The following is a 20,648-nucleotide window of genomic DNA, read 5'->3' as shown; positions in this document are numbered from 1 at the left end:
CATAGGCAGTTGGCGGAGGGCGCGACCGAACGGATGTCACGGCTGCAGCCGTTGCGGGGTGGTTGCAGATGACAGAAAGGAGAACCCGAGGATGGTGCTTTTGAGGGTCGGGTGATGCTGACGTCCTGGTAAAAAAGTCTGAATTATTTGTTGTTCTGACGGGCGCCTTCGCGAGCAAGCCCGCTCCCACAGGTTCTTGCGGTGTGACATATATTGCATTAACAACTCTGTCCCCTGTGGGAGCGGGCTTGCTCGCGAAGAGGCCAGACCAGACGACCTCGGAATCAGCTACTGCACCAACTGGTTGATCTCAATGATCGGCAACAACACCGCCATCCCGGTGGCGGCAATCACTTCAGCATCGGATTGCCATCATCTCATCAGCCTTCGGCAAACTCACGCAACACCTTGCCATCCATGCGGTAGCGCACCCACTCTTCCTGCGGTTGCGCGCCGAGGGATTTGTAGAATTCGATGGCCGGGGTGTTCCAGTCCAGCACGCTCCATTCGAAGCGCCCGCAGTCGTTGTCGCAGGCGATTTTCGCCAGATGCCGCAACAGGGTTTTGCCGGCCCCACCGCCGCGTTGTTCGGGGGTGATGTAGAGGTCTTCGAGGTACAGGCAATTGCTGCCGAGCCACGTCGAATAGCTGAAGAAGAACACCGCAAAACCGATCGGCACACCGTCACGCAGGCAGATCAGGCCGTGGGCGGTCGCGCCTTCGCTGAACAGGCTGCGCTCGATGTCGGTGACGCTGGCGATCACTTCGTGGCGAGCTTTTTCGAAATCTGCCAGTTCGGTGATGAAGGCGAGGATTTGCGGTGCATCGCTGGGGGTCGCCGGGCGGATTTCGATCGTCATGAACGGGCCTTGTCGGAAAAGGGAAAGCGCCATACTAAGGCCGGATGCGGCGCTCGTCACATGGCAACACAGAGAATATCCTGCGCCGATATTGCAATGTGGGAGCGGGCTTGCTCGCGCAAGCGGTCTGACAGACAACAATGATGGTGACTGGATTGACGCCTTCGCGAGCAAGCCCGCTCCCACAGGAACTTCGCCAGTCTGAAAGGATGCTCATGAACACTGAGATTTTTATGCCCGTGGAGGCGCTTGCAGCAGCACTGCTGCCCCACGCCCTCGAACCCGGCGACGACGGTGCCCACGACCTCGCCCACCTGCAACGGGTCTGGCACAACGCGCGCACCTTGCAGGCCGAGGAAGGTGGCGACCTGGAAGTGTTGCTCGCTGCCGTGCTGCTGCACGATTGCGTGTCCGTGGAAAAAAACTCGCCGCTGCGCTCGCAGGCTTCGCGTCTCGCCGCAGAAAAAGCCGCCAGCGTGCTGGCCGATCTGGATTGGCCCGAAAGCAAAATCAGCGGCGTCACCCACGCCATCGAAGCCCACAGTTTTTCCGCCAACATCACCCCGCTGACCCTCGAAGCGAAACTGGTTCAGGACGCCGACCGGCTCGACTCGCTGGGCATGCTCGGCGTTGCCCGCACTTTCTACGTCGCCGGGCGCATGGGCAGTGCGTTGTATGACCCGCTGGACCCTGAAGCCAAGGAGCGCGACTACGACGACACCCGCTTCTGCCTCGACCACTTCCAGACCAAGCTGCTGCACCTCGCCGATGGTTTCCAGACTGGCGCCGGTCAGCGTCTGGCGCAGATCCGCCATCAGCGCCTTAAGGGCTTCATGGAGCAGTTCAAGGAAGAAATCGGCCTCGACTGACAGTCCTGTGTCTCGACCGTTCGTCGTTCATCAGGCACCAATCCGATTCGAGGGCAGACCAAATACAGGTAAGGATTCCAATCACTGGAGAAGCCCTATGATCCCGTCAAGGTTGACTGCCCTCGTTTTCGCCGCCCTGCTGAGTCCTACGGTGTTCGCCGCCTCCACCACCGCAGCGGGCACAGGCCCCACCGACCCGGTTCCACCGCCACGCGCGCCCGCCATCAACAGTGCCCCCGGCATGAACACCGATGGCTCCGGCGTACCCTTGATCAACCAGCCACCTGCCACTGGCACCGACCCACGCACCCAAGGCAGTGACCCCGGTCGCCAGGGTGGCATGAACACCCCTGACTCCCCCGCCACACCCGATAACGCCGGCCCCGGCATCGGCTCGAAAACCACCACCGGTGGCTCGGGCTCCGAGGGCGGCAGCCAGTAGTTCGCCGACGCGAGCGTCCTATTCACATCCATGAAGAGGTAACCATGAACGTCGATAAAAACCTGGAAAAAGAAGTCCTCACCCGCCTGCTGCATGCTCATCCAAGCGGACTGGGCAAAGAGGTGCTGGACAATTATCGCGGCGAGAAAGTGGTGGCCAGCGCCCTCGCCTCCCTGCAGGATCGCGGTTTGATTCACCATGGTCATGTGACCTGCAACGAGGCCGGCGAACACTCGTTGAATCTGCCGATCAAGCTCAGTGCGGCGGGCGTCGAAGCGGCGCGCAAGCTGGATCTGCAGTAGTCCTCAGGCCGCTCGCTGCCGGTGCGGCGAGCGGCCGAATCTGCACAAAAGAGGAGAAATCCCATGCCTCGTGGAAGCAAAGACAAATACACCGCCGAACAGAAGCGCAAGGCCGAACACATCGAAGACAGCTATGAGAAAAAAGGCTTGTCGAAGGATGCAGCCGAGGCGCGTGCCTGGGCGACGGTCAACAAACAGTCGGGCGGCGGCGAAAAGGCTGGCGGTTCCGGACGCAAGAAACCGGCGAGTGCCAAGTCCGAAGACCGCAAGGAGTCGTCACGACGCGCAGTGGCCAGTCGCGAGGGACATGCGCGTGACAGCAAGGCCTCCCGGGATACTCAGACCGTAGACAGTCTGCGCAAGGAGGCGCGGGCGAAGAACATCGCCGGGCGCTCTTCGATGCGCAAGGATGAGTTGATTGCGGCGTTGCGCAAGGCCGGCTGATCCATATTTTGTGCTGAGCCGTATGGCCCCTTCGCGAGCAAGCCCGCTCCCACAAAGGGAACTGTGAACGACGCAAATCTCCCTGTGGGAGCGGGCTTGCTCGCGAAGGCGGTTGATCAGTCGCCGCAGGACTCGTGGATAAACGCATCCACCTCAGCAACTCCCGGCGAAGTCGCCGGCCCCCATCGTGTCACTGCCAAAGCCGCCGCCGCATTCGCCCGCCGCGCCGCCTCATGGGCGGGCAAACCCTGCGCCAACCCGGCAACGAACACCCCGGCATGGGCATCACCCGCCCCATTGCTGTCCACGGCCTTCACAGCAAACCCCGGCACATGCCGACGCTCGCCACGCTGCTGAATCCAGCAACCCTGTGGCCCATCGCGCACCACTATCAGCACATCCTTGGGCAGATAATCCGCCAGCCGATTCAGCGCTTGAGCAATGTCTGCAGCCTCGGTAAAGCGCAACGCCTCGACGCTATTGCTGGTCCACACGTCGATGCGCGGCAGCAGCGCCTGCATCAACGCCGAGTCCGGCGACTCCACCAACGGCCCCGGATCGAACACCACGTTGATCACCTCCGGCAGCGCCAGCGTCCAGTCCAGCAAAGCTTGCGCCTTGCCTGCGTGCAGCAGGCTGTAACCGCTTACATAAACGTAGTCGCCCGCCTCGGCCGCCACGCTGTTCAGGTCGTCTTGCGTCACCTCACCTTCAGCGCCGATGTAGGAAATGAAACTGCGCTCGGCCGATGAGTCGGTCAGCGCCACACACAATCCAGTGTCGCGCTGTGCGGGTTGTTCGATACCGATTTGAATGCCTTCATCCTTCATCGCCTGACGCGCCAGATCGCCGAAACGCCCGGTGCCGTGGCGACCGAGATAGACCACCGGCAAACCGTTGCGCACGGCTGCGGCCATCACGTTGAAGCCGCCGCCAGCCTCGAAAGCGGCAGACTGCGCCAGCACATCGCCGCCGATTTGCGGCAGCTGATCCACGGCCATGACCAGGTCGATGATGACCTGGCCGGTGTGCAACATCTTAGGCATGAGCATTCTCGACTTGCGCGGCACGGCGATCTTTCGCCCCGCCAAGGACGAAGTAAATGCCACCGGCCACCACGAAGGTCACGATCCAGCCCAGACCGTTGTGGCCCAGCCACGAGTCGGACAAAAAGCCCTTAAACCAGACGTTCTCAGCGGTGGTGCCGATGGTGGTGAAACTGAAGCCGAGCACGATGGCAATCGCCCACGCGCCGAACGCGCGCCACTCGATGCCGCCGCGATACCAATAGGCGCTGCTCGGGCTGACATCGAGCAGGTCTTTGGGGCTGTAGTAGTGGCGATGAAGCAGGTCGACGACAAAGATCCCGACCCACGCAGTGATCGGCACCGCCAGCAGCGAAATGAAGGTAATGAACGGGCCATAGAAGCTGTCGGCGATCAGCATAAAGTAGATCGAGCCGGCGAAGATCGCCACGATGTCGACCACCACCGCGTACACGCGTTTGACCTTCAGACCGAGGGTCAGCGTGGTCAGACCGGCGGAGTACACCGACAGGTTGTTCGACAGCAGCAAGCCACCGAACGCGGTGATCAGGTACGGCACGGCCATCCAGGTCGGCAGCATGTCGCGGATCGCCACGATCGGGTCAGTCGCCGATGCCAGATCGTTGTTGCCCACCGACAGCAGGCCGCCGAGGGTGATCAGCAGCACCAGCGGAATCCCCGCACCGAACGCCGCCGAAGCGACCAGCCGTACAGCCTTGACGCTGCGGTGCTGATAGCGCGACATGTCCGCACCGGCGTTGGCCCAGCCGATCCCGGTACCGGCAGCCATGGTGCCGATGCCGATGATCATCGCGCTCAACGGCGCCGGCGTGGCGTTGAACACCGCGCTCCAGTCGATGGTCGCGCAGAGGAAGCCGCCGACCAGAATATTCAGCGCGCCGAACACGTAGGTCGCCCACTTCTGGATCACCAGCAAGGTGGCGTGACCGAGGCCGGAAACCGACAGAGTCAGCAGGACGAAAATGGCGATGAAGATCAGCGTCAGCACTGGCGCACTTTTCGCTTCAACCGGCGAGCCGAACAGGATCGAACACAGCGATAGCAGCACGAACGCCGCGGTGGTGGTGTTGACCGTTTCCCAGCCCAGACGCGACATCAGCGAGACCAGCGTCGGGCCGATATTGCCACGCACGCCGAAGATCGCCCGCGACAGGGTCAGACTCGGCGCGCGGCCACGGCGGCCGGCAATCGAGATGATCCCGACCACGGCGAACGAACCGGCGGCGCCGACGATGGCAACGATGATCGCCTGCCAGATTGCCAGCCCGCGAAACGCCACCAGCGTGGCGCCCAATGGCAGGCCGAGAATGGAAATGTTGGCGGCGAACCAGACCCAGAACAGTTGCAGCGGATGACCGTTGCACTCGGCTTCCGGCACCGGCTCAATGCCGCGGGTTTCCAGTTGCCCGGCGCTTTGCCCGGCGTTTGTTGAACTCATGAACAGTGCTCCTGTTTGCCTTTATTGTGGTTGTGGCAATGACGCAAAACGACAAGACATCCCGGCCATCCTCGGCCTGTCTGTGCGATCCATTGCGGGGGAAAAATCCGTAATCCGCAGCGCGCCATTCGCGAGCAAGCCCGCTCCCACAGGAGATTTGTGAACGGCTCAAATCCCCTGTGGGAGCGGGCTTGCTCGCGAAGGCGTCAGCTCAGTCAACGCAGGGTCAACAGCCCCTGCACCAACGGTTCAAGCTCCAGATGATTGACCGCTTTGACCGTGGCAATCATAGGCGCCGGCCAGCTCTCAAGGCCCAGGCAGGCCCCGAGCATGGCGCCAAGAATCGCCGCGATGGTGTCAGTGTCGCCGCCAAGACTGGCGGCCATGCACAACGCATCGAATGCGCTCATCTCGCCAACGGCTACTTGCTGCGCCAGGGCGAACGACACCACGACCGATTCCTGCGAGGCCACCGAAGTGCCGATCACGTCGTACAGCAGATCCGCCAGCAGCGCCTTGTCGCTGTCGACGCTGATGGTTCTCGCCCAACTGATGCGCGAAGCGATGCGCCCGCCGGCCACCCAGTAACCATGTGCCTCGGCCTGTTGCGCAATCTGCTGGCCAAGGTTCAATGCCTCGCCCAGATCCATGCCGTTGATCCCGGCCGAGACCACCGCCGCCACCGCCGCCGCGCTGGAAATCCCCAGCGTGGTGTTGTGGGTGACCTGACAGGCCTGCACCACGGCCGTAATGAAACGCTCGGGATCAGCGACGTCTGCCGCAATGCCCACCGGAGTGATGCGCATCGCCGCGCCGTTGGTGGTGCCGTAACGCCCGGCCTCCTCCGGCGAGTGGCCGGCGAGGATCATTTCAATGGCGCGTTTGGTCGATGGGCCGAGCAGGTCCTGTGAACCCTTGGCCTGCATCTCGGCTTCCCATTCGATGAGCCGTTGGGCGAGGACTGCCGGCTCGATCTGACCCTTGCCTTCGACCAGCAACTGACCGACCAGAATCGCCTGTTCGGTGTCATCGGTGATCGAACCTTTGGGCATGTTGGCGGCAATCGGTTGCAGAGGACCGGCGTCCTGCAGATCGGTGATGTGGCCGAAGCGGGTCTTGATCGTTTCGCGATTCAGCGACTGCGTCGGCATGCCCAGCGCGTCACCGAGGGCCAGGCCATAAAACGCACCGAGGGCACGGTTGAGCGCGGTCATTTCGATTCTCCAAATTGCAGGTGCAGGCGGAAATGCACCGGGTCGAGCAGGCTTTCGACCTGCTCCATGAAACGGTTCTGCCGGTCGTAGGTGGTACGCAGGGCCTTGAGGAACACGGTGCCGACCGGGCGCCCGAGCAGTTCGGCGTCTTCGGCATTGAGTGGTTCGGCGCCGATCCACTGATCGCCGCGCTCGCCGATGTAGCCGTAGGCAGCGAGGGTGATGGTCAGCGAGTTGTCGATCAGACCGACCCGCGGCAGGCTTTCCAGGCCGCCGGTGGCCGGCATCAAAGAACGTTCAAGGGACACCAGCGTGCCGTCGTTGGAACGACGACGGCGATCGAGGGTGATGAATTGGTCGGTGCCGAAGCGCGAAAGCAAATCAGGCCGCGTCACCGCTTCCAGGCGCAGCACTTCGGTGTTGATCAGGGCCCCGCTGTCGGCCAAGGCCTGCGCCCAGCCGCTACGCTGATCGAGCGCCACACCGTCGAAGGTGACGATTGAGCCGACCCCGCTTTGCGTGGCGATGTAATTGCGCCGCTTCAGTTCGGCCAGCGCTTCGCGCAACGTGCCACGGCTGACGTTGAATTCCTGAGCCAACTGATGCTCGCCGGGCAACAGAAAGCCGTCCTCCATGAGGCCGCTTTCAATGCGCCGGACAAGTTCGTCGACCACCCGTTGTTTCTTGTCAAATCGTACCTGTCTAATCATGTACAAATTGATACCCGAAACCGGCGCAGACGGGCAAGGAATATTTGGGGAAGGTGACGAGAGGCGGGAGAACGGCGCGATCTACTGTAGGAGTGAGCCTGCTCGCGATGACGTCGGCACATCCAGCAACGATGTGACTGAAAGGACGCTATCGCGAGCAGGCTCACTCCTACATGGGAGTGCGGTTTACCGTTGTTTGAGGCGGTCGATGACCACGGCCAGCAACAGAATCGAACCACGAATCACATACTGATAAAACGTATCAATATTCTTCAGGTTCATCGCGTTCTCGATGATCGCCAGAATCAGCACCCCGGCAATCACGTGGCGGATCATGCCGATCCCGCCGCTCAGCGACACGCCGCCGAGCACACACGCCGAAATCACCGTCAGCTCGAAACCCTGGCCAATCATTGGCTGCCCGGAGGTCATGCGCGACGCGAGAATCACCCCGGCCAGCGCACCGATCACGCCGTGCACGGCGAAGATGATGATCTTGGTTCGATCGACATTCACCCCGGCGAGCAACGCTGCTTCCTGGTTGCCGCCGATGGCCATGGTGTTGCGCCCGTAGGTGGTGTAGTTCAGCAGCCAGCCGAAGAACAGGAAGCAGACGATGGTGATCAGAATCGGCACCGGCACGCCGAACAACTGGCCGTTGCCGAAGACGAAGAACGATTCCTGCGACACGCCCACCGCTTTGCCGTTGGCAAAAATGTACGCCAGGCCGCGAACGATCTGCATGGTCGCCAGCGTGGTGATCAACGCGTTGACCCGCAACTTGGCGATCACGATGCCGTTGATCAGCCCGACAATCAGGCCCATCACCAGCGCTGCGCTGACGCCGAGGAACACGCTGTTGGTGTCGCGCATCACCACCGCCGCCACCACCCCGGCGCAGGCGATCACCGAGCCCACCGACAAGTCGAAGTGACCTGACGCCAGGCAATACAGCATGGTGCACGCGGCAATGCCGGTGGTGGAAATCGCCAAGCCCAGCCCGCGCATGTTCAATGGCGAGAGGAAGTTATCGATCAGCAGCGTGCAGGCGACGAAGATACCGATCGCCGCCAGCAGCATGACCCAGTCGTCGAGGAAGCGCCGCAGGTCCAGCGGTTTGCGGGGAGTCGGCAGCGCCTTGTTTTGGATGGTCATCATAGTCACCTCTCAGTTCGCCACGCCGTCAGCGCGATGGCGCGGCAAAGCCAGTTGCAGCAGGTTGGATTCATTGGCCTGGTCGCGGCTGACTTCGCCGCGCAGCGCGCCTTCGCAGAGCACCAGAATGCGGTCGGAAATGCCCATCACCTCCATGAGGTCGCTGGACACCACGATCACCGAAATACCGTCGGCGGCCAGGTTATGGATGATCTGGTAGATCTCGGCCTTGGCGCCGATGTCGATGCCGCGAGTCGGCTCGTCGAGCAGCAGCACCTTCATCGGCATCGACAGCCAGCGCCCGAGAATCGCCTTCTGCTGATTGCCGCCGGACAGGAATTTGATCTGCTGACCGGCGTGCGGGGTTTTGACTTTCAGCGCCTTGATCTGCTTGTCGGCGTTGCCCTTCTCCCACAGCCCGCGTAGCAGGCAGCCGAGGCTGGCATTGGCGCCGCGCGCGCTGATGTTGATGTTCTCGGCAACGCTGGCCAGCGGGATGATCCCCTCTTTTTTCCGGTCCTCGGGGCACAGCAGGATCCCGGCGGCAATCGCATCGCGCGGCGAGCGCAACTTCAATTCATGCCCGCGCAATTCGAGGCGTCCGGCGGTGTTGCGTTCAAGCCCGCTGAGCAAGCGGAACAGCTCGGTGCGACCTGCCCCGACCAGGCCGAACAGCCCGAGAATCTCGCCCTTGTGCGCCTCGAAACTCACCGGCTCACGCAGCCCCGGGCCAAGTAGACCGTCGACCTTCAATGCCACCGCGCCGCGTGGACGGCTGCGGTAATCGTAGATGTCCTGAATGTCGCGGCCGACCATGCAGGTCACCAGTTGATCGTGGGTCAACTGGCTCATGTCATCGAAGGTGCGCACGTAACGGCCGTCCTTGAACACCGTCACCGCATCGCAGATGCGGAACACTTCTTCCATGCGATGCGAGACGTAGAGCACCACTTTGCCCTCATCGCGCAGGCGACTGATGATCGCCATCAAACGGTCGATTTCGCGCGCCGAGAGGCTGCTGGTCGGCTCATCGAAGGCGATCACATGCGCGCCACGGGACAGCGCCTTGGCGATTTCCACCAATTGCCGCTGACCGAGCGACAGGCGCCCGACCTTGGTCTGCGGATCGATTTCATCGGCCAGGCCCTTGAGGCAGGCCAGGGCATTCTGGCGCAGCAGGCCGCGATTGATCAGGCCGAAACTGGCCGGCAGATGACCGAGAAACAGGTTCTCGGCCACGCTCATTTCCGGCACCAGATGCAGCTCCTGGTGAATCACCGCGACGCCGCTGCCGATGCTGTCGGCGGTCGACTTGAATGCCATGGTCTGCTCGCCGATCTGCAACTCGCCGCTGCTCGGAATGTAGGCGCCACCGAGGATTTTCAGCAGGGTCGATTTGCCGGCGCCGTTCTCGCCCATCAAGGCGTGCACCTGCCCTGGATGGGCGACGAAGCTGATGGCGTCCAGCGCCTTGACCCCGGGGAAGGTCTTGCCGATCCCGTTGAAGCGCAGGCTGCCGCCGGCGCTGCTTGAGTGTGTCTGTACTTGCGCGTGCATCTGAGTCACCTCTTCACACCGATCGAGCAGCCATCAATTCCACAGGCCGATTTTTTCCAGCTCTTGCTTGAAGTTCTCACGGGTGATCAGGGTGACGTCGTCCATCGCTGTGTACTTCGGCGGTTCTTTGCCGGTGGTGACCCACTCGTACATCATCTCGGCAGTCTTGTAGCCTTCGATGTGCGGGCTTGGCAGCATCGAACCGAAGAAACCGCTGTTGGGCTTTTTCAGCTCGCCGATGGCGTCGGTGCCGTTGATGCCGATACCAATCACATTGGCCGCAGCGAACCCGGCGGCTTCCGTGGCGCGGACGCCGCCGAGTACGGTGTTGTCGTTCATGCCGCCGATGATCAGGTTCTTTGCTGCGCTGGGCAGCTTGACCAGCGCCGAGTTGGTGGCGTCCATGCTGCCCGGCACGTCGAGGGTTTTCAGTGCGGCGGTCAGGATGTGGTCTTTCGGCAGACCGGCGTCTTCGAGCGCCTTCATCGAACCGTCGGTGCGCTTCTTGCCGGTGTCGAGTTCGTTGTAGGTGTTGACCACCGCGTAGGTGTCTTTCCAGTCCCAGTTGCGTTTCTTCGCCTCGGCGACCATCGCGTTGCCCTGCTTCTGGCCGACTTCGAACGCGGCCATGCCGAGGTACGGCACGTCTTCCATGAACTTGCCGTTGGCGTCGACGAAACGATCGTCCACGGCAATCACTTTGAGGTCATTGAGTTTGGCTTTGGCCATGATCGCCGGGCCGAGCGAGACGTCCGGCGGGCAGATCACGAAGCCTTTGGCGCCGTTGGCGGCGAGGCTGTCGATGGCCGAGAGGGTTTTCTCGCCGTCTGGCACGGCGATCTTGATCAGTTCGAAGCCCTTGTCCTTGGCGGCTTTTTCGGCGAAAGCCCACTCGGTCTGGAACCATGGCTCTTCAGCCTGTTTGACCAGGAAACCGATTTTCACGGCATCGGCAGCCAGCAGCGTACTGCTCAGACTGAACGCGGTGACCGCCAGGGCGGCACTGCACAGGGTACGAATCCCGAAACGACGTTTCATAAGCTGACTCCTTGTTATTTTTTTTGAGCAAATTAAACAGCTTGTGGCGAGGGAGCTTGCTCCCGCTGGGCTGCGAAGCGGCCCTAAAACCGGTTACCTCGGTCAATCAAACACACCGCGCAGCCCGAATTTACGACTGCTGCGCAGCCGAGCGGGAGCGAGCTCCCTCGCCACAGGTGTGGTGGCGTGACACGTACTGCTGCAAAGCCTGTTGAAAATAGTCATATCGTATGATGATTGGATTTCACGCGGATTTCACCGCCTGAAACACGATCCTCTCAGTCGTGGTACATCACCGAGCGCCCACCATCGATGGTGATGCACGAGGCGTTGATGAACGGCGCTTCATCACTGGCCAGAAACACCGCGGTCATCGCCACTTCGAGCGGCTGGCCGATGCGTTTCGGCGGGTGCAGATCGAATGCTCGCTGACGCTCGGCGTGCGGATCGGCAAAACCGTTCCAGTAATCGACGTTGAGTTGCGTCTCGATGTACCCCGGGGCGATGGCGTTGACCCGAACGCCCTTCGCCGCATATTCGATGCCCAGCGCTCGGGTCAGCCCAAGCAGGCCGTGCTTGGCCACCGGATACGGGAAACAGCCGGGAATGATGTGGCTGGAATGGGTCGAGGCGATGTTGATGATGCTGCCGACACCCTGCTCGATCATCTGCGGCAGCACGGCTTTGCAACCGTACCAGGCACCGTCCAGATCGATGGCGAAGCAACGACGCCAGTCTTCTTCGGTCATTTGCAGCGGGTCGCGGAACACGTTGACTCCGGCGCAGTTGACCAGCACGTCGATGCGCCCGTGCAGCTCGATCGCCCGTCTGGCCATGGCATGCAGGTCTTGCTGGCGCGAGACGTCAGCCTTGATCGCCTGCACGTCGTAGCCCTTGTCGCGCCACTGGGCGGCAACCTTCTCGACCTTCTCTGCCTGAATATCGCTGATCACCAGTCTGGCCTGCTGCGAGGCGAAGGTGGCAACGATGGCTTCGCCGATGCCCTGAGCGGCACCGGTCAGCAGCACCACTTTGTTTTTCAAACGCTCACCCTTCGGCGGCGCGGGCACCGGCGGCAAGGAAAGAGGTTCAGCCATGGATCAGGACTCCTGTTCGTCAGCACAAAAAAACCGGGCATCTGCCGATGTCCGGTCTGGAAGACTGTGAAAACGAAACAGGCAGGCGCGGCGAGCGACGCCGGGCCGTTGCGAGACGCTGACTCCGCTGAGGAGTGCGATAGAGGTTCGCTGCATCACTTCACCTGTTTTGTTCTTTTTAAGTGTGAGTGCGTGTTACTGCTGGAGCCGACTATAAACCCGACCGACAAATAATCTCAATATATAATTTTGCATCCCATATTTTGGGATTTAGCCAGCGAAGCGTGTGCAGAGTTTGCCCGGCACATCGACCCTCATCGACAGGACTGCGCCATCCAGTGGATGGTTGTGCGGACTCTGGGCGCTGGTGATGTACAGGGTTTTCAGGTCTTCGCCGCCGAATACGCAACTGGTTGGACGGCTGACAGGCAGATCGATTTTGCGGTCGACCTTGCCGTCCGGCGTCAGGCGCAACAGGCAGCTGCCGTCCCAACGCGCGTTCCACACATACCCTTCGGCGTCGACTGCCGAACCATCCGGGCCACCGTTCTGGTCGGGGCCGTACCAGATTTCGGCGTTGCCGAGATTACCGTCGGTGTGAATGAAATAGCGATTGAGCGCCCCGTCGAGGCTGTCGCCGAACAGCAGCGTGGTGCCGTCATCACTCCACAGCAGTGTGTTGGGAATGCCGAGACCGAGCAGCAATGGCGTGACACGCTGGTCGGGATCAATGCGAAACAAGCCGCCGGAACGACGCTCGATCGGCAGGTCTTCGCCGTTGTCACCGATGTTGTTCTGCATGGTGCCGAGCCACAGTCGGCCTTGGGCGTCGCAGCGTGCTTCGTTGGGTCGATTGCCGGGTTGCGGGTCGGCGATGCAGAACAGCGTGAGGCGTGGTTCGAGGCCCGGGGAATCGAGATCCAGTCGATACACGCCGCTGCTCAATGTCACCAACGCGTCGCCACTGGCACAGGGGATGAACGCGGAAACGTGCTCGGGCATCTGCCAGATCTGCACGTTGTTGCCGATCAGCCGCAGCGCCTGCTTGCCGGCGATATCGACCCAGTACAGCGCCTGGGTCGGGGCGTCCCAGAATGGCCCTTCACCGAGCCTGGCGCGGTGTTGGGTTACGGCGGTCAACGGCATATCGAATCCTTCATGTTGTTGTTTTAACTGTAGGAGTGAGCCTGCTCGCGATAGCGGTGGGTCAGTGACGACGATTGTGACTGACCCACCGCCATCGCGAGCAGGCTCACTCCTACACGGGGATTTGTGTTTTCAACTGGCTTTTTTGTCGGCCATCACCTGCGGGTAAAAGCGTTTGATCGCCAGGTCGGCGTTGTCGATCAAGGTCATGCAGGCCCAGACCCCGCGTGCTGAATCACGGGCAGCAATGGCGTCGGCCATGTCTTTGTGGATCGGCAAGGTGCGACGCAGTTCATCGGGGTCGGCAGCGGAGACTTCAAACGACACGGCGAGCAAGGCGCCGAGGGCCGGGACCATTTGCTCGATGAACTGGTTGTGGCTGGCGGCCAGAATGCATTCGTGGAAGGCCTGGTCGGCACGGTTGTAATCAATGCCGCTGTCGACCGCCCGTTCCAGCGCGTTGTAGGCCAGTTGCACCGCGTGAATCTGCTCCAGGCTGGCGCGCTCGCAGGCCCAGCGCACGGCCATCGGTTCGATGGTGCGGCGCAGGTCGAGCAGGTCATCAACAAAGTTTTCCGGCAGGCCGTTGCGCGACAGCCAGCCAACCACTTGCGGATCGAACAGGTTCCAGCGCCGTACCGGTAACACGCGAGTGCCAACCTTAGGCCCGACTTCGAGCATGCCTTTGGCGACCAGGGTCTTGATCGCTTCGCGAATCACCGTGCGGCTGACACCTAACTGCTCGCCCAGATCCGCCTCGACCTTGATCGCCTGCCCCGGCTTGACCTGGCCAGCGGCAATCCAGCTGCCCAGCCAATCGACCGTTGATGCATGAAAGCTGCTGGACATGGACACCTCAAAGCAGTTGGCGATGGGTGTCCACGCTAATGATCATATGATTAACAGTCAATCGGGATTTTCTAATGAAACACAATCCCCCTGTAGGAGTGAGCCTGCTCGCGATAGCGTTGGATCAGTCAATGTTGCTGGTGACTGACACACCGCTATCGCGAGCAGGCTCACTCCTACAGGGGGATTGTGTTTAAGGTTCGAGGCCGATGCGGAAGAACTCGCCGCCGCTCCACACGCCCAACCAGCGCTGCCCATCGATCTCACGACTGACCGCCAGCTCCACCAGTTGGTAAAACACATTGCGGTGAATCAACGCTTCGAGGTTGGTGCGCACGTGCACGTAAGGCGCGGGCTCTTGGGTTGTCGGGTCGATCTCGACGCGGATCGGATGTTCCGGCCCGGCCTCGGCGGTCTCTTCAACGTTGGTGGTGAAACGCAGGACCTGCGCCTCGCCCTCGCCTTCGACCTCAACGGCAATTGCCACGAACGGCGCATCGTCGACTTTGATCCCGACCTTTTCGACCGGGGTAATCAGGAAGTAATCATTGCCGTCGCGGCGGATGATGGTGGAGAACAGCTTGACCATCGGCTTGCGCCCGATCGGCGTACCCAGGTAATACCAGGTGCCGTCGCGGGCGATGCGCATGTCGATGTCACCGCAGAAGTCCGGGTTCCACAAGTGCACCGGCGGCAGGCCTTTGGTTTTGGGGATCTGTCCCAACAGGTCATTGGCTTTTTGCGGTCCACTCATGGCGTACTCCTTGGTTTATTGGTCGCCGACTCCCAGCAGGCTGCGCGCGTATTGCGCCAGCGGCGGGCCGATCAGGTCTTCCGGCTTGTTATCGTGGAACGTCAGTAAACCGCCACGACTCTTGATCCGTGCAGTATCAATCAAATACTGGGTGCTGGTCTCGATCAACATGATCTGAATCACCCCGCCATCGATGCCGAGGCGATCCACGGCTTCCTGATCGAGCCACTCATCGGAGTTGCCGATGCGGTCGTCAGCCTTGGCGAAACGGGTGTACAGCAGGTAGTGGGCGCCGGCATCGCGGGCTTCGCCCATCGCCTGATCGAGGCCTTCAGGGGCACGGGCGCGGCGGACCATCGGGAAGTATTCGACAAAACCCTTGAACGCTTCTTCTGCCACCACGTTCGGGCGCGGATAGGAGCCACCCGGCGGTGCAAATGCGCCCTGAGCGATGTAGATGAACGAATCCGGCTGAATGCGGAAGTTGTTCACCCGACGGCTGTCGCTGTGATCCAGCAGCCCCGCGTCGCTCATCTGATAGCGAGTGCCTTCGGCCATATCGCTGACAGTCATACAGCCGCCAAGCGCCAAAACGGCCAGCAGCAAAACCAGGCTACGCATCCTCATCCTCCAGAAGCCGGTGACGGAAAACCGGCGAATGGCCGTTGGATGCAGCTTTTGCGCCAGCTAAGGATCTTCGTCGAATGATGAATCGATTTCGCGAGCAGGCTCGCTCCCACAGGATTGCGCAAAACCCTGTGGGAGCGAGGCTGCTCGCGAAAAAGAGGGATCAGCCGCCGATAATCTTCATGACGGTCGCACCACCGGAGAACGCCATTTCCTGCTTGTCGCCCAACGCCTTGACCAACAGACGCTGCAACGCCGGCAACGCCTGATGGCGCGGCTTGTCGAGCAGATCACCGACATAGTGACGATTGCTCGACGACAGGCAGCCGTGCAGCCAGCCGGTCGACGACAGACGCAAGCGCGAACAGGTGCGGCAGAACGGCACGCTTTCGTTGGCGATCACGCCGAAATGGCCGCGGCCCGGGATCGCATAGCGCACGGCTGTGGCATCCACCGGCGCATCAGCCTGGGCGTACTCGTAGCGCTCGCCGATCAGGCTCAGCAGTTGCTGCAGGCTGACGAACTGTTGCAGGAAGGCGTTGGAGTCGGTGGCGAGGTGGCCCATGCGCATCAACTCGATGAAACGCAACTCATAGCCCCGTTCCAGGCAGTAATCGAGCAGCGGCATCACCTGATCCAGGTTCTGCCCACGCAACGGCACCATGTTGACCTTGATCTTCAGTCCCGCCGCTTTCGCCTGGTCCATGCCATCGAGCACGGTCGCCAGATCGCCGCCACGGGCGATGCTGCGAAACGCCCCGGCATCCAGGGTATCGAGAGAAACGTTGATCCGGCGCAGACCGGCGTCCACCAGCAGCGGCAGCTTCTTCGCCAGGAGTTGACCATTGGTGGTCAGGCTGATGTCTTCCAGGCCCATCTTGCCGACGGCACTCATGAAAGATTCGAGTTTGGGGCTGACCAGCGGCTCGCCACCAGTGATGCGCAAGCGCTCGATGCCGGCGGCTTCGATCAGATAAGCCACGCCACGGGCCATGGCCTCGGCCGACAGTTCATCCTGCGCAGCCACCAGCCGCTTGCCGTTGGGCACGCAGTAGGTACAGGCGTAATTGCAGGCTGAAGTCAGGCTGATGCGCAAATTGCGAAAACGCCTGCCTTGACGGTCAACGATCATGATCACTCCGGCGATAGAATTTCGAGCCGCTAAAACTTGACTCACAAATCAAGTTTTAGCAAGCCCTATGCCTGAGTATATTCCTGCGGTACTGCGTCATGTAGCGAAATCATGGCGCAATAAGGCCGCTGAATGATTCAGCTGCTCGGTGTTTCCGGGTCGCGCTTGCGCTTGTTGCCCATGCGCACGCCGATGTCCATCAGGAACTGGAAGAAACCTTCCTGATCTTCCAGCACATTGCTCCAGAACGGCGAGTGATACAGCGCCACCGCGCCGTGCACCAGCGCCCAGGACGCGCAGTAGTGGAAGTACGGCGGCACGTCTTCGAGCTTGCCTTCGCTGATCCGGCCCTTGATGAGCAAGGTCAGGCGTTCGAAGTTCGAGGCACGGATCTTGTGCAGCTCCTCGACCATTTCCGGCACCTGATTGCCTTTTACCACCTTCTCTTCGAGACGGTCGAACAGGCGGTAGCGCTGCGGGTCGCGCATGCGGAATTCGAAGTAGGCACGGGACAGCGCTTCCTTGTCCTTGTCGACATCGGCCGAATGCAGCAACTCATTCAAATCACGCTCGTAATCGAGCATCAGCCGCAGATAGATCTCGGCCTTGGATTTGAAATGCTTGTAGATCGTGCCTTTGCCGATACCCACGGCATCAGCAATCATCTCGACGGTGACACTGTCTTCACCTTGTTCGAGGAACAGCTTGAGCGCGGTATCGAGAATTTCTTGCTCGCGGCGACGAAACTCACGGACCTTACGAGGTTCTTTGTGCATAAGAAAAGGTCTGTAGGGGTCAAAATTCGAAGCCGCGTATTATGCCTAACTTGCACAAAAATGCACGGATCATCCGACCATATCTGCGTTTCTTGTTCATTTTGCGAACGCCAGGGGTGCAATGAGAACTCAACTGAAGCGCACGTATTCCAAATTTGTTTAAAAACCCCGACCGGCTAACTGGACTGAACGCCAGACTGATCAATACTTGAACTGTCGGGCGGCATCTCCCCCAAGTGCCGTGCCGGTAAAGGTACCAAGGGACCGTGTGCCTTTGTTTTACTCCTAATGGTCTTAACCCGGATTCACCCCCCAGAACCCGGGTTTTTTTTGCCTGCGATTTGCCGATGACCTACATGACAGATTTGACAGAGGCCAGCGGAAACAGCCGCTTGAAGTTGTCGGTGGTCTGCTCGGCAAACCGCTCGTAGCTCTCCCCACGCAGCATCGCCAGAAACTCAGCCACCTCACGCACGTACTGCGGCAGGTTCGGTTTGCCACGATAAGGGATCGGCGCCAGATACGGCGAGTCGGTCTCCACCAGCAAGCGATCGGCCGGCACCTTGCTCGCCACGTCGCGTAGGGCGTCGGCGTTGCGGAAGGTGACGATGCCGGACAGGGAAATGTAGTAGCCCATGTCCAGCGCGGCTTTGGCCATGTCCCAGTCTTCGGTGAAGCAATGCAGCACACCGGCCTGGGGCAATGCCGCTTCTCGCAGCAGCTCAAGGGTATCGGCACGGGCGCCGCGGGTGTGGATGATCACCGGCTTACCAGTCTGCTGTGCGGCTTGCAGGTGCAGGCGGAAGGATGCCTGCTGCAGCTCGGCGGCTTCCGGTTCGTAGTGATAATCCAGACCGGTTTCGCCGATCGCCACCACTTTCGGGTGATTGAGTTCGTGCAGCAGCCAGTCAAGTGCAGGCGCCGCGCCCGGTTGCACATCCAATGGGTGCACACCAACCGAGCAATCGACGTCGTCGTAGCGCTCGGCGAGGGCTTTGACGTCGGCGGCGTTATCGGCACTCACGCCGATACACAGGAAGTGTCCTACCCCTCGCTGGCGAGCCGCATCGAGTGCAGCATCCAGCGAACCGTCATGGGCGGCGAGGTCGAGGCGATCAAGGTGACAATGGGAATCTACGAGCATAAAAAAGACGGCTACTTACATCGTATGAGTGGGACGGTCGGATTTCAGTGCTCCGGCCAGATGGGTTTCAATGCGACTGCGGGCGGTGTTGTCGCCTTCATTGAATTGCACGCCGACACCGGCGGCACGATTGCCTTGCGCGCCTTTGGGGGTAATCCAGGCGACCTTGCCGGCCACCGGAATCTTCTCCGCCTCGTCCATCAGGTTCAGCAGCATGAACACCTCGTCGCCCAACTTGTAGCTCTTGTTGGTCGGGATGAACAGGCCACCGTTCTTGATGAACGGCATGTAGGCGGCGTAAAGCACCGATTTGTCCTTGATCGTCAGGGACAGGATGCCGTTGCGCGGCCCCGGGCTGATGGCTTCATTCATGTTGACCTCCACTGCTGATGTTCAGAGTCTAGGTACACATTCTTATCTTTGACCAGGCAATCCCGCCCATTGCACCAACAACGCTTCCAGCAGCAGTGCCGGATTGAGGTTGGCTTTGCTCAGGACTTTCTGCCGCTGGGCGAGAATCCAGTCCTGAATATCGAGGACTTTGCCCTGGGCGCTTTTCTGCGCCAGGTACTGCACGACTTTACGCATATCGGTCATGCCGAGGCCGTTTTCATCCTGGGTCAGTTGATAACGCAGGATCAGGCTCGACCAGTCGCAGAACCAATCAAACAAACGCAGCATCGGAATGTTTTTCCATTCTTCGGCCAATTGCGTTGGCGACTGCTGTTGCTTGAGCAGCTTCTTCACCCCTTCGACCACCTGCGCCCGCTGTTCGCGCACTCCCTGGGACTGCAGGCTGACCGCAGCCAATGGCGAACCGGCCGCCAGCGTCAGCAATTCGACACGTTCCTCTTCGGAACACTCCGGCAGCGCTTGCGCCAGCCACTGCAGGCTCATGGCCTCGCCCGGCAGCGGACATGCCTGCTGCACGCAGCGGCTCTTGATTGTCGGCAGCAAACGGCTCGGCTGGTGGCTGACCAGCAACAACACGGTATCGCCGGACGGCTCTTCGAGACTCTTGAGCAAGGCGTTGGCGGCGTTGATGTTCATCGACTCCACCGGCTCGATCAGCACCACCTTGCGCCCGCCCAGCTGCGCGGTCTGCACCACGAAACTGACCAGATCACGGACCTGATCGACCTTGATCGCCTTGTCGGCTTCTTCCGGCTCAAGGATGTAATTGTCCGGATGGCTGCCGGCCTTGAGCAACAGGCAGGATTTGCACTCACCGCACGCTTCCGGCGTAGGACGCTGACAGAGCAGGCTGGCCATCAGGCGCTCGGCCAACGCGCGCTTGCCGATCCCGGCCGGGCCGTGCAGCAAGTACGCGTGGGCGTGCTGGCTACGTCCGGCCAGTTGCTGCCAGAGGCTGTCCTGCCATGGATAGGCCTCAGCCACGAATCAGCTCCAGCAAGTTCGGAATCAAGGTATCCAGCGCTTGCTGAACCTTGACCAATGACTGACCGGCATCGATGCGCACATAGCGCGCCGGATCAGCCTCGGCGCGTTGCAGAAACGCATTGCGTACCGCTTCGAAAAACGCCCGTCCTTCCAGTTCAAATCGATCCAGACGACCACGGGCAGTGGCGCGAGCCAGGCCGATTTCCACCGGCAGATCGAAAATCAGCGTCAGATCCGGACGCAGGTCGCCCTGAACGAACGTCTCCAGCGCAGCAATGCGTTCCAGCGACAAACCACGACCGCCGCCCTGATAGGCGTAAGTCGAGTCGGTGAAACGATCGCACAGCACCACCGCGCCGCGAGCCAGCGCCGGACGGATCACTTCGGCCAGATGCTGGGCGCGCGCGGCGAACACCAGCAACAGCTCGGTATCGGGGTTCATGACTTCATCGGCCGGGGCCAGCAGCACATCGCGAATGCGCTCGGCGAGTGGCGTACCCCCGGGTTCGCGGGTCAGCACTACTTCGACACCTTCGGCGCGCAGGCGCTCGGCGAGGTATTCGCGGTTGGTGCTCTTGCCGGCGCCTTCCGGGCCTTCCAGGGTAATAAACAAGCCAGTCACAGGC

General features: G+C 61.0%; 23 protein-coding genes. 4 read left to right on the top strand and 19 right to left on the bottom strand.

The window, feature by feature from the left end:
- Positions 1 to 380: 380 nt before the first annotated feature.
- Positions 381 to 860, bottom strand: a complete 480-nt coding sequence (locus VLA07_RS08055) for a GNAT family N-acetyltransferase (protein ID WP_007961964.1) — start codon at positions 858 to 860, stop codon at positions 381 to 383.
- Positions 861 to 1,075: 215 nt separating this feature from the next.
- Here VLA07_RS08055 and VLA07_RS08050 point away from each other — a divergent pair, with 215 nt between their 5' ends.
- The 4 genes from VLA07_RS08050 (at position 1,076) to VLA07_RS08035 (ending at position 2,917) form a co-directional block, all read left to right on the top strand.
- Positions 1,076 to 1,729 (top strand): HD domain-containing protein, encoded by a 654-nt coding sequence (locus VLA07_RS08050; protein WP_115989165.1) that lies wholly within the window; start codon positions 1,076 to 1,078, stop codon positions 1,727 to 1,729.
- A gap of 97 nt (positions 1,730 to 1,826) precedes the next feature.
- Positions 1,827 to 2,171 carry a hypothetical protein gene (locus VLA07_RS08045; protein ID WP_333988991.1) on the top strand — a complete coding sequence of 115 codons (345 nt, stop codon included), beginning with the start codon at positions 1,827 to 1,829 and terminating at the stop codon, positions 2,169 to 2,171.
- A gap of 44 nt (positions 2,172 to 2,215) precedes the next feature.
- Complete coding sequence (locus tag VLA07_RS08040; protein WP_096794892.1) at positions 2,216 to 2,473, top strand: hypothetical protein; 258 nt, start codon at positions 2,216 to 2,218, stop codon at positions 2,471 to 2,473.
- 63 nt (positions 2,474 to 2,536) lie between these two features.
- Positions 2,537 to 2,917, top strand: coding sequence for a Rho termination factor N-terminal domain-containing protein (locus VLA07_RS08035; protein ID WP_027612376.1), 381 nt, complete (start codon positions 2,537 to 2,539; stop codon positions 2,915 to 2,917).
- A gap of 116 nt (positions 2,918 to 3,033) precedes the next feature.
- Here the strand turns inward: VLA07_RS08035 and VLA07_RS08030 are convergent, their stop codons facing one another.
- The 18 genes from VLA07_RS08030 to tmk form a co-directional block, all read right to left on the bottom strand.
- A complete protein-coding gene (locus VLA07_RS08030; RefSeq protein WP_333988990.1) occupies positions 3,034 to 3,963 on the bottom strand; it encodes a PfkB family carbohydrate kinase in 930 nt (309 codons plus the stop codon).
- Positions 3,956 to 5,422 carry a purine-cytosine permease family protein gene (locus VLA07_RS08025; RefSeq protein ID WP_333988989.1) on the bottom strand — a complete coding sequence of 489 codons (1,467 nt, stop codon included), beginning with the start codon at positions 5,420 to 5,422 and terminating at the stop codon, positions 3,956 to 3,958. Before VLA07_RS08025 ends, VLA07_RS08030 begins: the two co-directional genes overlap by 8 nt.
- A gap of 215 nt (positions 5,423 to 5,637) precedes the next feature.
- Positions 5,638 to 6,636, bottom strand: coding sequence for an ADP-ribosylglycohydrolase family protein (locus VLA07_RS08020; protein ID WP_333988988.1), 999 nt, complete (start codon positions 6,634 to 6,636; stop codon positions 5,638 to 5,640).
- A complete protein-coding gene (locus tag VLA07_RS08015; protein WP_027612372.1) occupies positions 6,633 to 7,346 on the bottom strand; it encodes a GntR family transcriptional regulator in 714 nt (237 codons plus the stop codon). The genes VLA07_RS08020 and VLA07_RS08015 overlap by 4 nt, the downstream gene beginning before the upstream one ends.
- 186 nt (positions 7,347 to 7,532) lie before the next feature.
- Positions 7,533 to 8,501 (bottom strand): L-arabinose ABC transporter permease AraH, encoded by a 969-nt coding sequence (gene araH, locus VLA07_RS08010; RefSeq protein ID WP_027612371.1) that lies wholly within the window; start codon positions 8,499 to 8,501, stop codon positions 7,533 to 7,535.
- 12 nt (positions 8,502 to 8,513) lie between these two features.
- On the bottom strand, positions 8,514 to 10,058 hold the full coding sequence (gene araG, locus VLA07_RS08005; protein WP_333988987.1) for an L-arabinose ABC transporter ATP-binding protein AraG: 1,545 nt from the start codon (positions 10,056 to 10,058) through the stop codon (positions 8,514 to 8,516).
- Positions 10,059 to 10,091: 33 nt separating this feature from the next.
- Entirely contained in the window at positions 10,092 to 11,096 is a 1,005-nt protein-coding gene (locus VLA07_RS08000) for a substrate-binding domain-containing protein (RefSeq protein ID WP_027612369.1), read from the bottom strand.
- Between the two features lie 278 nt (positions 11,097 to 11,374).
- Positions 11,375 to 12,193, bottom strand: a complete 819-nt coding sequence (locus tag VLA07_RS07995) for an SDR family oxidoreductase (protein WP_027612368.1) — start codon at positions 12,191 to 12,193, stop codon at positions 11,375 to 11,377.
- 270 nt (positions 12,194 to 12,463) lie between these two features.
- Positions 12,464 to 13,339, bottom strand: a complete 876-nt coding sequence (locus VLA07_RS07990; protein ID WP_115989157.1) for an SMP-30/gluconolactonase/LRE family protein — start codon at positions 13,337 to 13,339, stop codon at positions 12,464 to 12,466.
- A 132-nt stretch (positions 13,340 to 13,471) separates the two neighbouring features.
- Positions 13,472 to 14,188 carry a FadR/GntR family transcriptional regulator gene (locus VLA07_RS07985; protein ID WP_047598787.1) on the bottom strand — a complete coding sequence of 239 codons (717 nt, stop codon included), beginning with the start codon at positions 14,186 to 14,188 and terminating at the stop codon, positions 13,472 to 13,474.
- Positions 14,189 to 14,381: 193 nt separating this feature from the next.
- Entirely contained in the window at positions 14,382 to 14,942 is a 561-nt protein-coding gene (locus VLA07_RS07980; protein ID WP_333988986.1) for a DUF1285 domain-containing protein, read from the bottom strand.
- A 15-nt stretch (positions 14,943 to 14,957) separates the two neighbouring features.
- Positions 14,958 to 15,563, bottom strand: a complete 606-nt coding sequence (locus VLA07_RS07975) for a DUF4823 domain-containing protein (protein WP_007967613.1) — start codon at positions 15,561 to 15,563, stop codon at positions 14,958 to 14,960.
- 169 nt (positions 15,564 to 15,732) lie between these two features.
- Positions 15,733 to 16,701 (bottom strand): GTP 3',8-cyclase MoaA, encoded by a 969-nt coding sequence (locus VLA07_RS07970; RefSeq protein WP_333988985.1) that lies wholly within the window; start codon positions 16,699 to 16,701, stop codon positions 15,733 to 15,735.
- Positions 16,702 to 16,838: 137 nt separating this feature from the next.
- Complete coding sequence (locus VLA07_RS07965; protein WP_007950805.1) at positions 16,839 to 17,477, bottom strand: TetR/AcrR family transcriptional regulator; 639 nt, start codon at positions 17,475 to 17,477, stop codon at positions 16,839 to 16,841.
- Between the two features lie 352 nt (positions 17,478 to 17,829).
- Positions 17,830 to 18,621 (bottom strand): TatD family hydrolase, encoded by a 792-nt coding sequence (locus tag VLA07_RS07960; RefSeq protein ID WP_333988984.1) that lies wholly within the window; start codon positions 18,619 to 18,621, stop codon positions 17,830 to 17,832.
- Positions 18,622 to 18,636: 15 nt separating this feature from the next.
- Positions 18,637 to 18,993 (bottom strand): PilZ domain-containing protein, encoded by a 357-nt coding sequence (locus VLA07_RS07955; RefSeq protein ID WP_027612362.1) that lies wholly within the window; start codon positions 18,991 to 18,993, stop codon positions 18,637 to 18,639.
- Between the two features lie 42 nt (positions 18,994 to 19,035).
- Positions 19,036 to 20,019, bottom strand: coding sequence for a DNA polymerase III subunit delta' (locus tag VLA07_RS07950; RefSeq protein WP_333988983.1), 984 nt, complete (start codon positions 20,017 to 20,019; stop codon positions 19,036 to 19,038).
- Positions 20,012 to 20,644, bottom strand: coding sequence for a dTMP kinase (gene tmk / locus VLA07_RS07945; RefSeq protein WP_285373294.1), 633 nt, complete (start codon positions 20,642 to 20,644; stop codon positions 20,012 to 20,014). Before tmk ends, VLA07_RS07950 begins: the two co-directional genes overlap by 8 nt.
- Positions 20,645 to 20,648 lie beyond the last annotated feature (4 nt).

The organism is Pseudomonas sp. S3(2024), assembly GCF_036861315.1.
Lineage (GTDB): Bacteria > Pseudomonadota > Gammaproteobacteria > Pseudomonadales > Pseudomonadaceae > Aquipseudomonas > Aquipseudomonas putida_A.
Note: the sequence above shows the minus strand (reverse complement) of the source record. Positions and strands in the feature narration are given on the sequence as shown.

Excerpts from the sequence above, each read along its gene's own strand:
- VLA07_RS07955 (WP_027612362.1), bottom strand. The coding sequence starts at position 18,993 with ATGAATGAAGCCATCAGCCCGGGGCCGCGCAACGGCATCCTGTCCCTG.
- VLA07_RS07970 (WP_333988985.1), bottom strand. The coding sequence starts at position 16,701 with ATGATCGTTGACCGTCAAGGCAGGCGTTTTCGCAATTTGCGCATCAGC.
- VLA07_RS08035 (WP_027612376.1), top strand. The coding sequence starts at position 2,537 with ATGCCTCGTGGAAGCAAAGACAAATACACCGCCGAACAGAAGCGCAAG.
- VLA07_RS07985 (WP_047598787.1), bottom strand. The coding sequence starts at position 14,188 with ATGTCCAGCAGCTTTCATGCATCAACGGTCGATTGGCTGGGCAGCTGG.
- VLA07_RS07990 (WP_115989157.1), bottom strand. The coding sequence starts at position 13,339 with ATGCCGTTGACCGCCGTAACCCAACACCGCGCCAGGCTCGGTGAAGGG.
- VLA07_RS08000 (WP_027612369.1), bottom strand. The coding sequence starts at position 11,096 with ATGAAACGTCGTTTCGGGATTCGTACCCTGTGCAGTGCCGCCCTGGCG.
- araG (WP_333988987.1), bottom strand. The coding sequence starts at position 10,058 with ATGCACGCGCAAGTACAGACACACTCAAGCAGCGCCGGCGGCAGCCTG.
- VLA07_RS07995 (WP_027612368.1), bottom strand. The coding sequence starts at position 12,193 with ATGGCTGAACCTCTTTCCTTGCCGCCGGTGCCCGCGCCGCCGAAGGGT.
- VLA07_RS08020 (WP_333988988.1), bottom strand. The coding sequence starts at position 6,636 with ATGACCGCGCTCAACCGTGCCCTCGGTGCGTTTTATGGCCTGGCCCTC.
- VLA07_RS08030 (WP_333988990.1), bottom strand. The coding sequence starts at position 3,963 with ATGCCTAAGATGTTGCACACCGGCCAGGTCATCATCGACCTGGTCATG.
- VLA07_RS08050 (WP_115989165.1), top strand. The coding sequence starts at position 1,076 with ATGAACACTGAGATTTTTATGCCCGTGGAGGCGCTTGCAGCAGCACTG.
- VLA07_RS08015 (WP_027612372.1), bottom strand. The coding sequence starts at position 7,346 with ATGATTAGACAGGTACGATTTGACAAGAAACAACGGGTGGTCGACGAA.
- VLA07_RS08055 (WP_007961964.1), bottom strand. The coding sequence starts at position 860 with ATGACGATCGAAATCCGCCCGGCGACCCCCAGCGATGCACCGCAAATC.
- VLA07_RS07960 (WP_333988984.1), bottom strand. The coding sequence starts at position 18,621 with ATGCTCGTAGATTCCCATTGTCACCTTGATCGCCTCGACCTCGCCGCC.
- VLA07_RS08045 (WP_333988991.1), top strand. The coding sequence starts at position 1,827 with ATGATCCCGTCAAGGTTGACTGCCCTCGTTTTCGCCGCCCTGCTGAGT.
- VLA07_RS07965 (WP_007950805.1), bottom strand. The coding sequence starts at position 17,477 with ATGCACAAAGAACCTCGTAAGGTCCGTGAGTTTCGTCGCCGCGAGCAA.
- VLA07_RS07980 (WP_333988986.1), bottom strand. The coding sequence starts at position 14,942 with ATGAGTGGACCGCAAAAAGCCAATGACCTGTTGGGACAGATCCCCAAA.
- VLA07_RS08040 (WP_096794892.1), top strand. The coding sequence starts at position 2,216 with ATGAACGTCGATAAAAACCTGGAAAAAGAAGTCCTCACCCGCCTGCTG.
- araH (WP_027612371.1), bottom strand. The coding sequence starts at position 8,501 with ATGACCATCCAAAACAAGGCGCTGCCGACTCCCCGCAAACCGCTGGAC.
- VLA07_RS07975 (WP_007967613.1), bottom strand. The coding sequence starts at position 15,563 with ATGCGTAGCCTGGTTTTGCTGCTGGCCGTTTTGGCGCTTGGCGGCTGT.
- VLA07_RS08025 (WP_333988989.1), bottom strand. The coding sequence starts at position 5,422 with ATGAGTTCAACAAACGCCGGGCAAAGCGCCGGGCAACTGGAAACCCGC.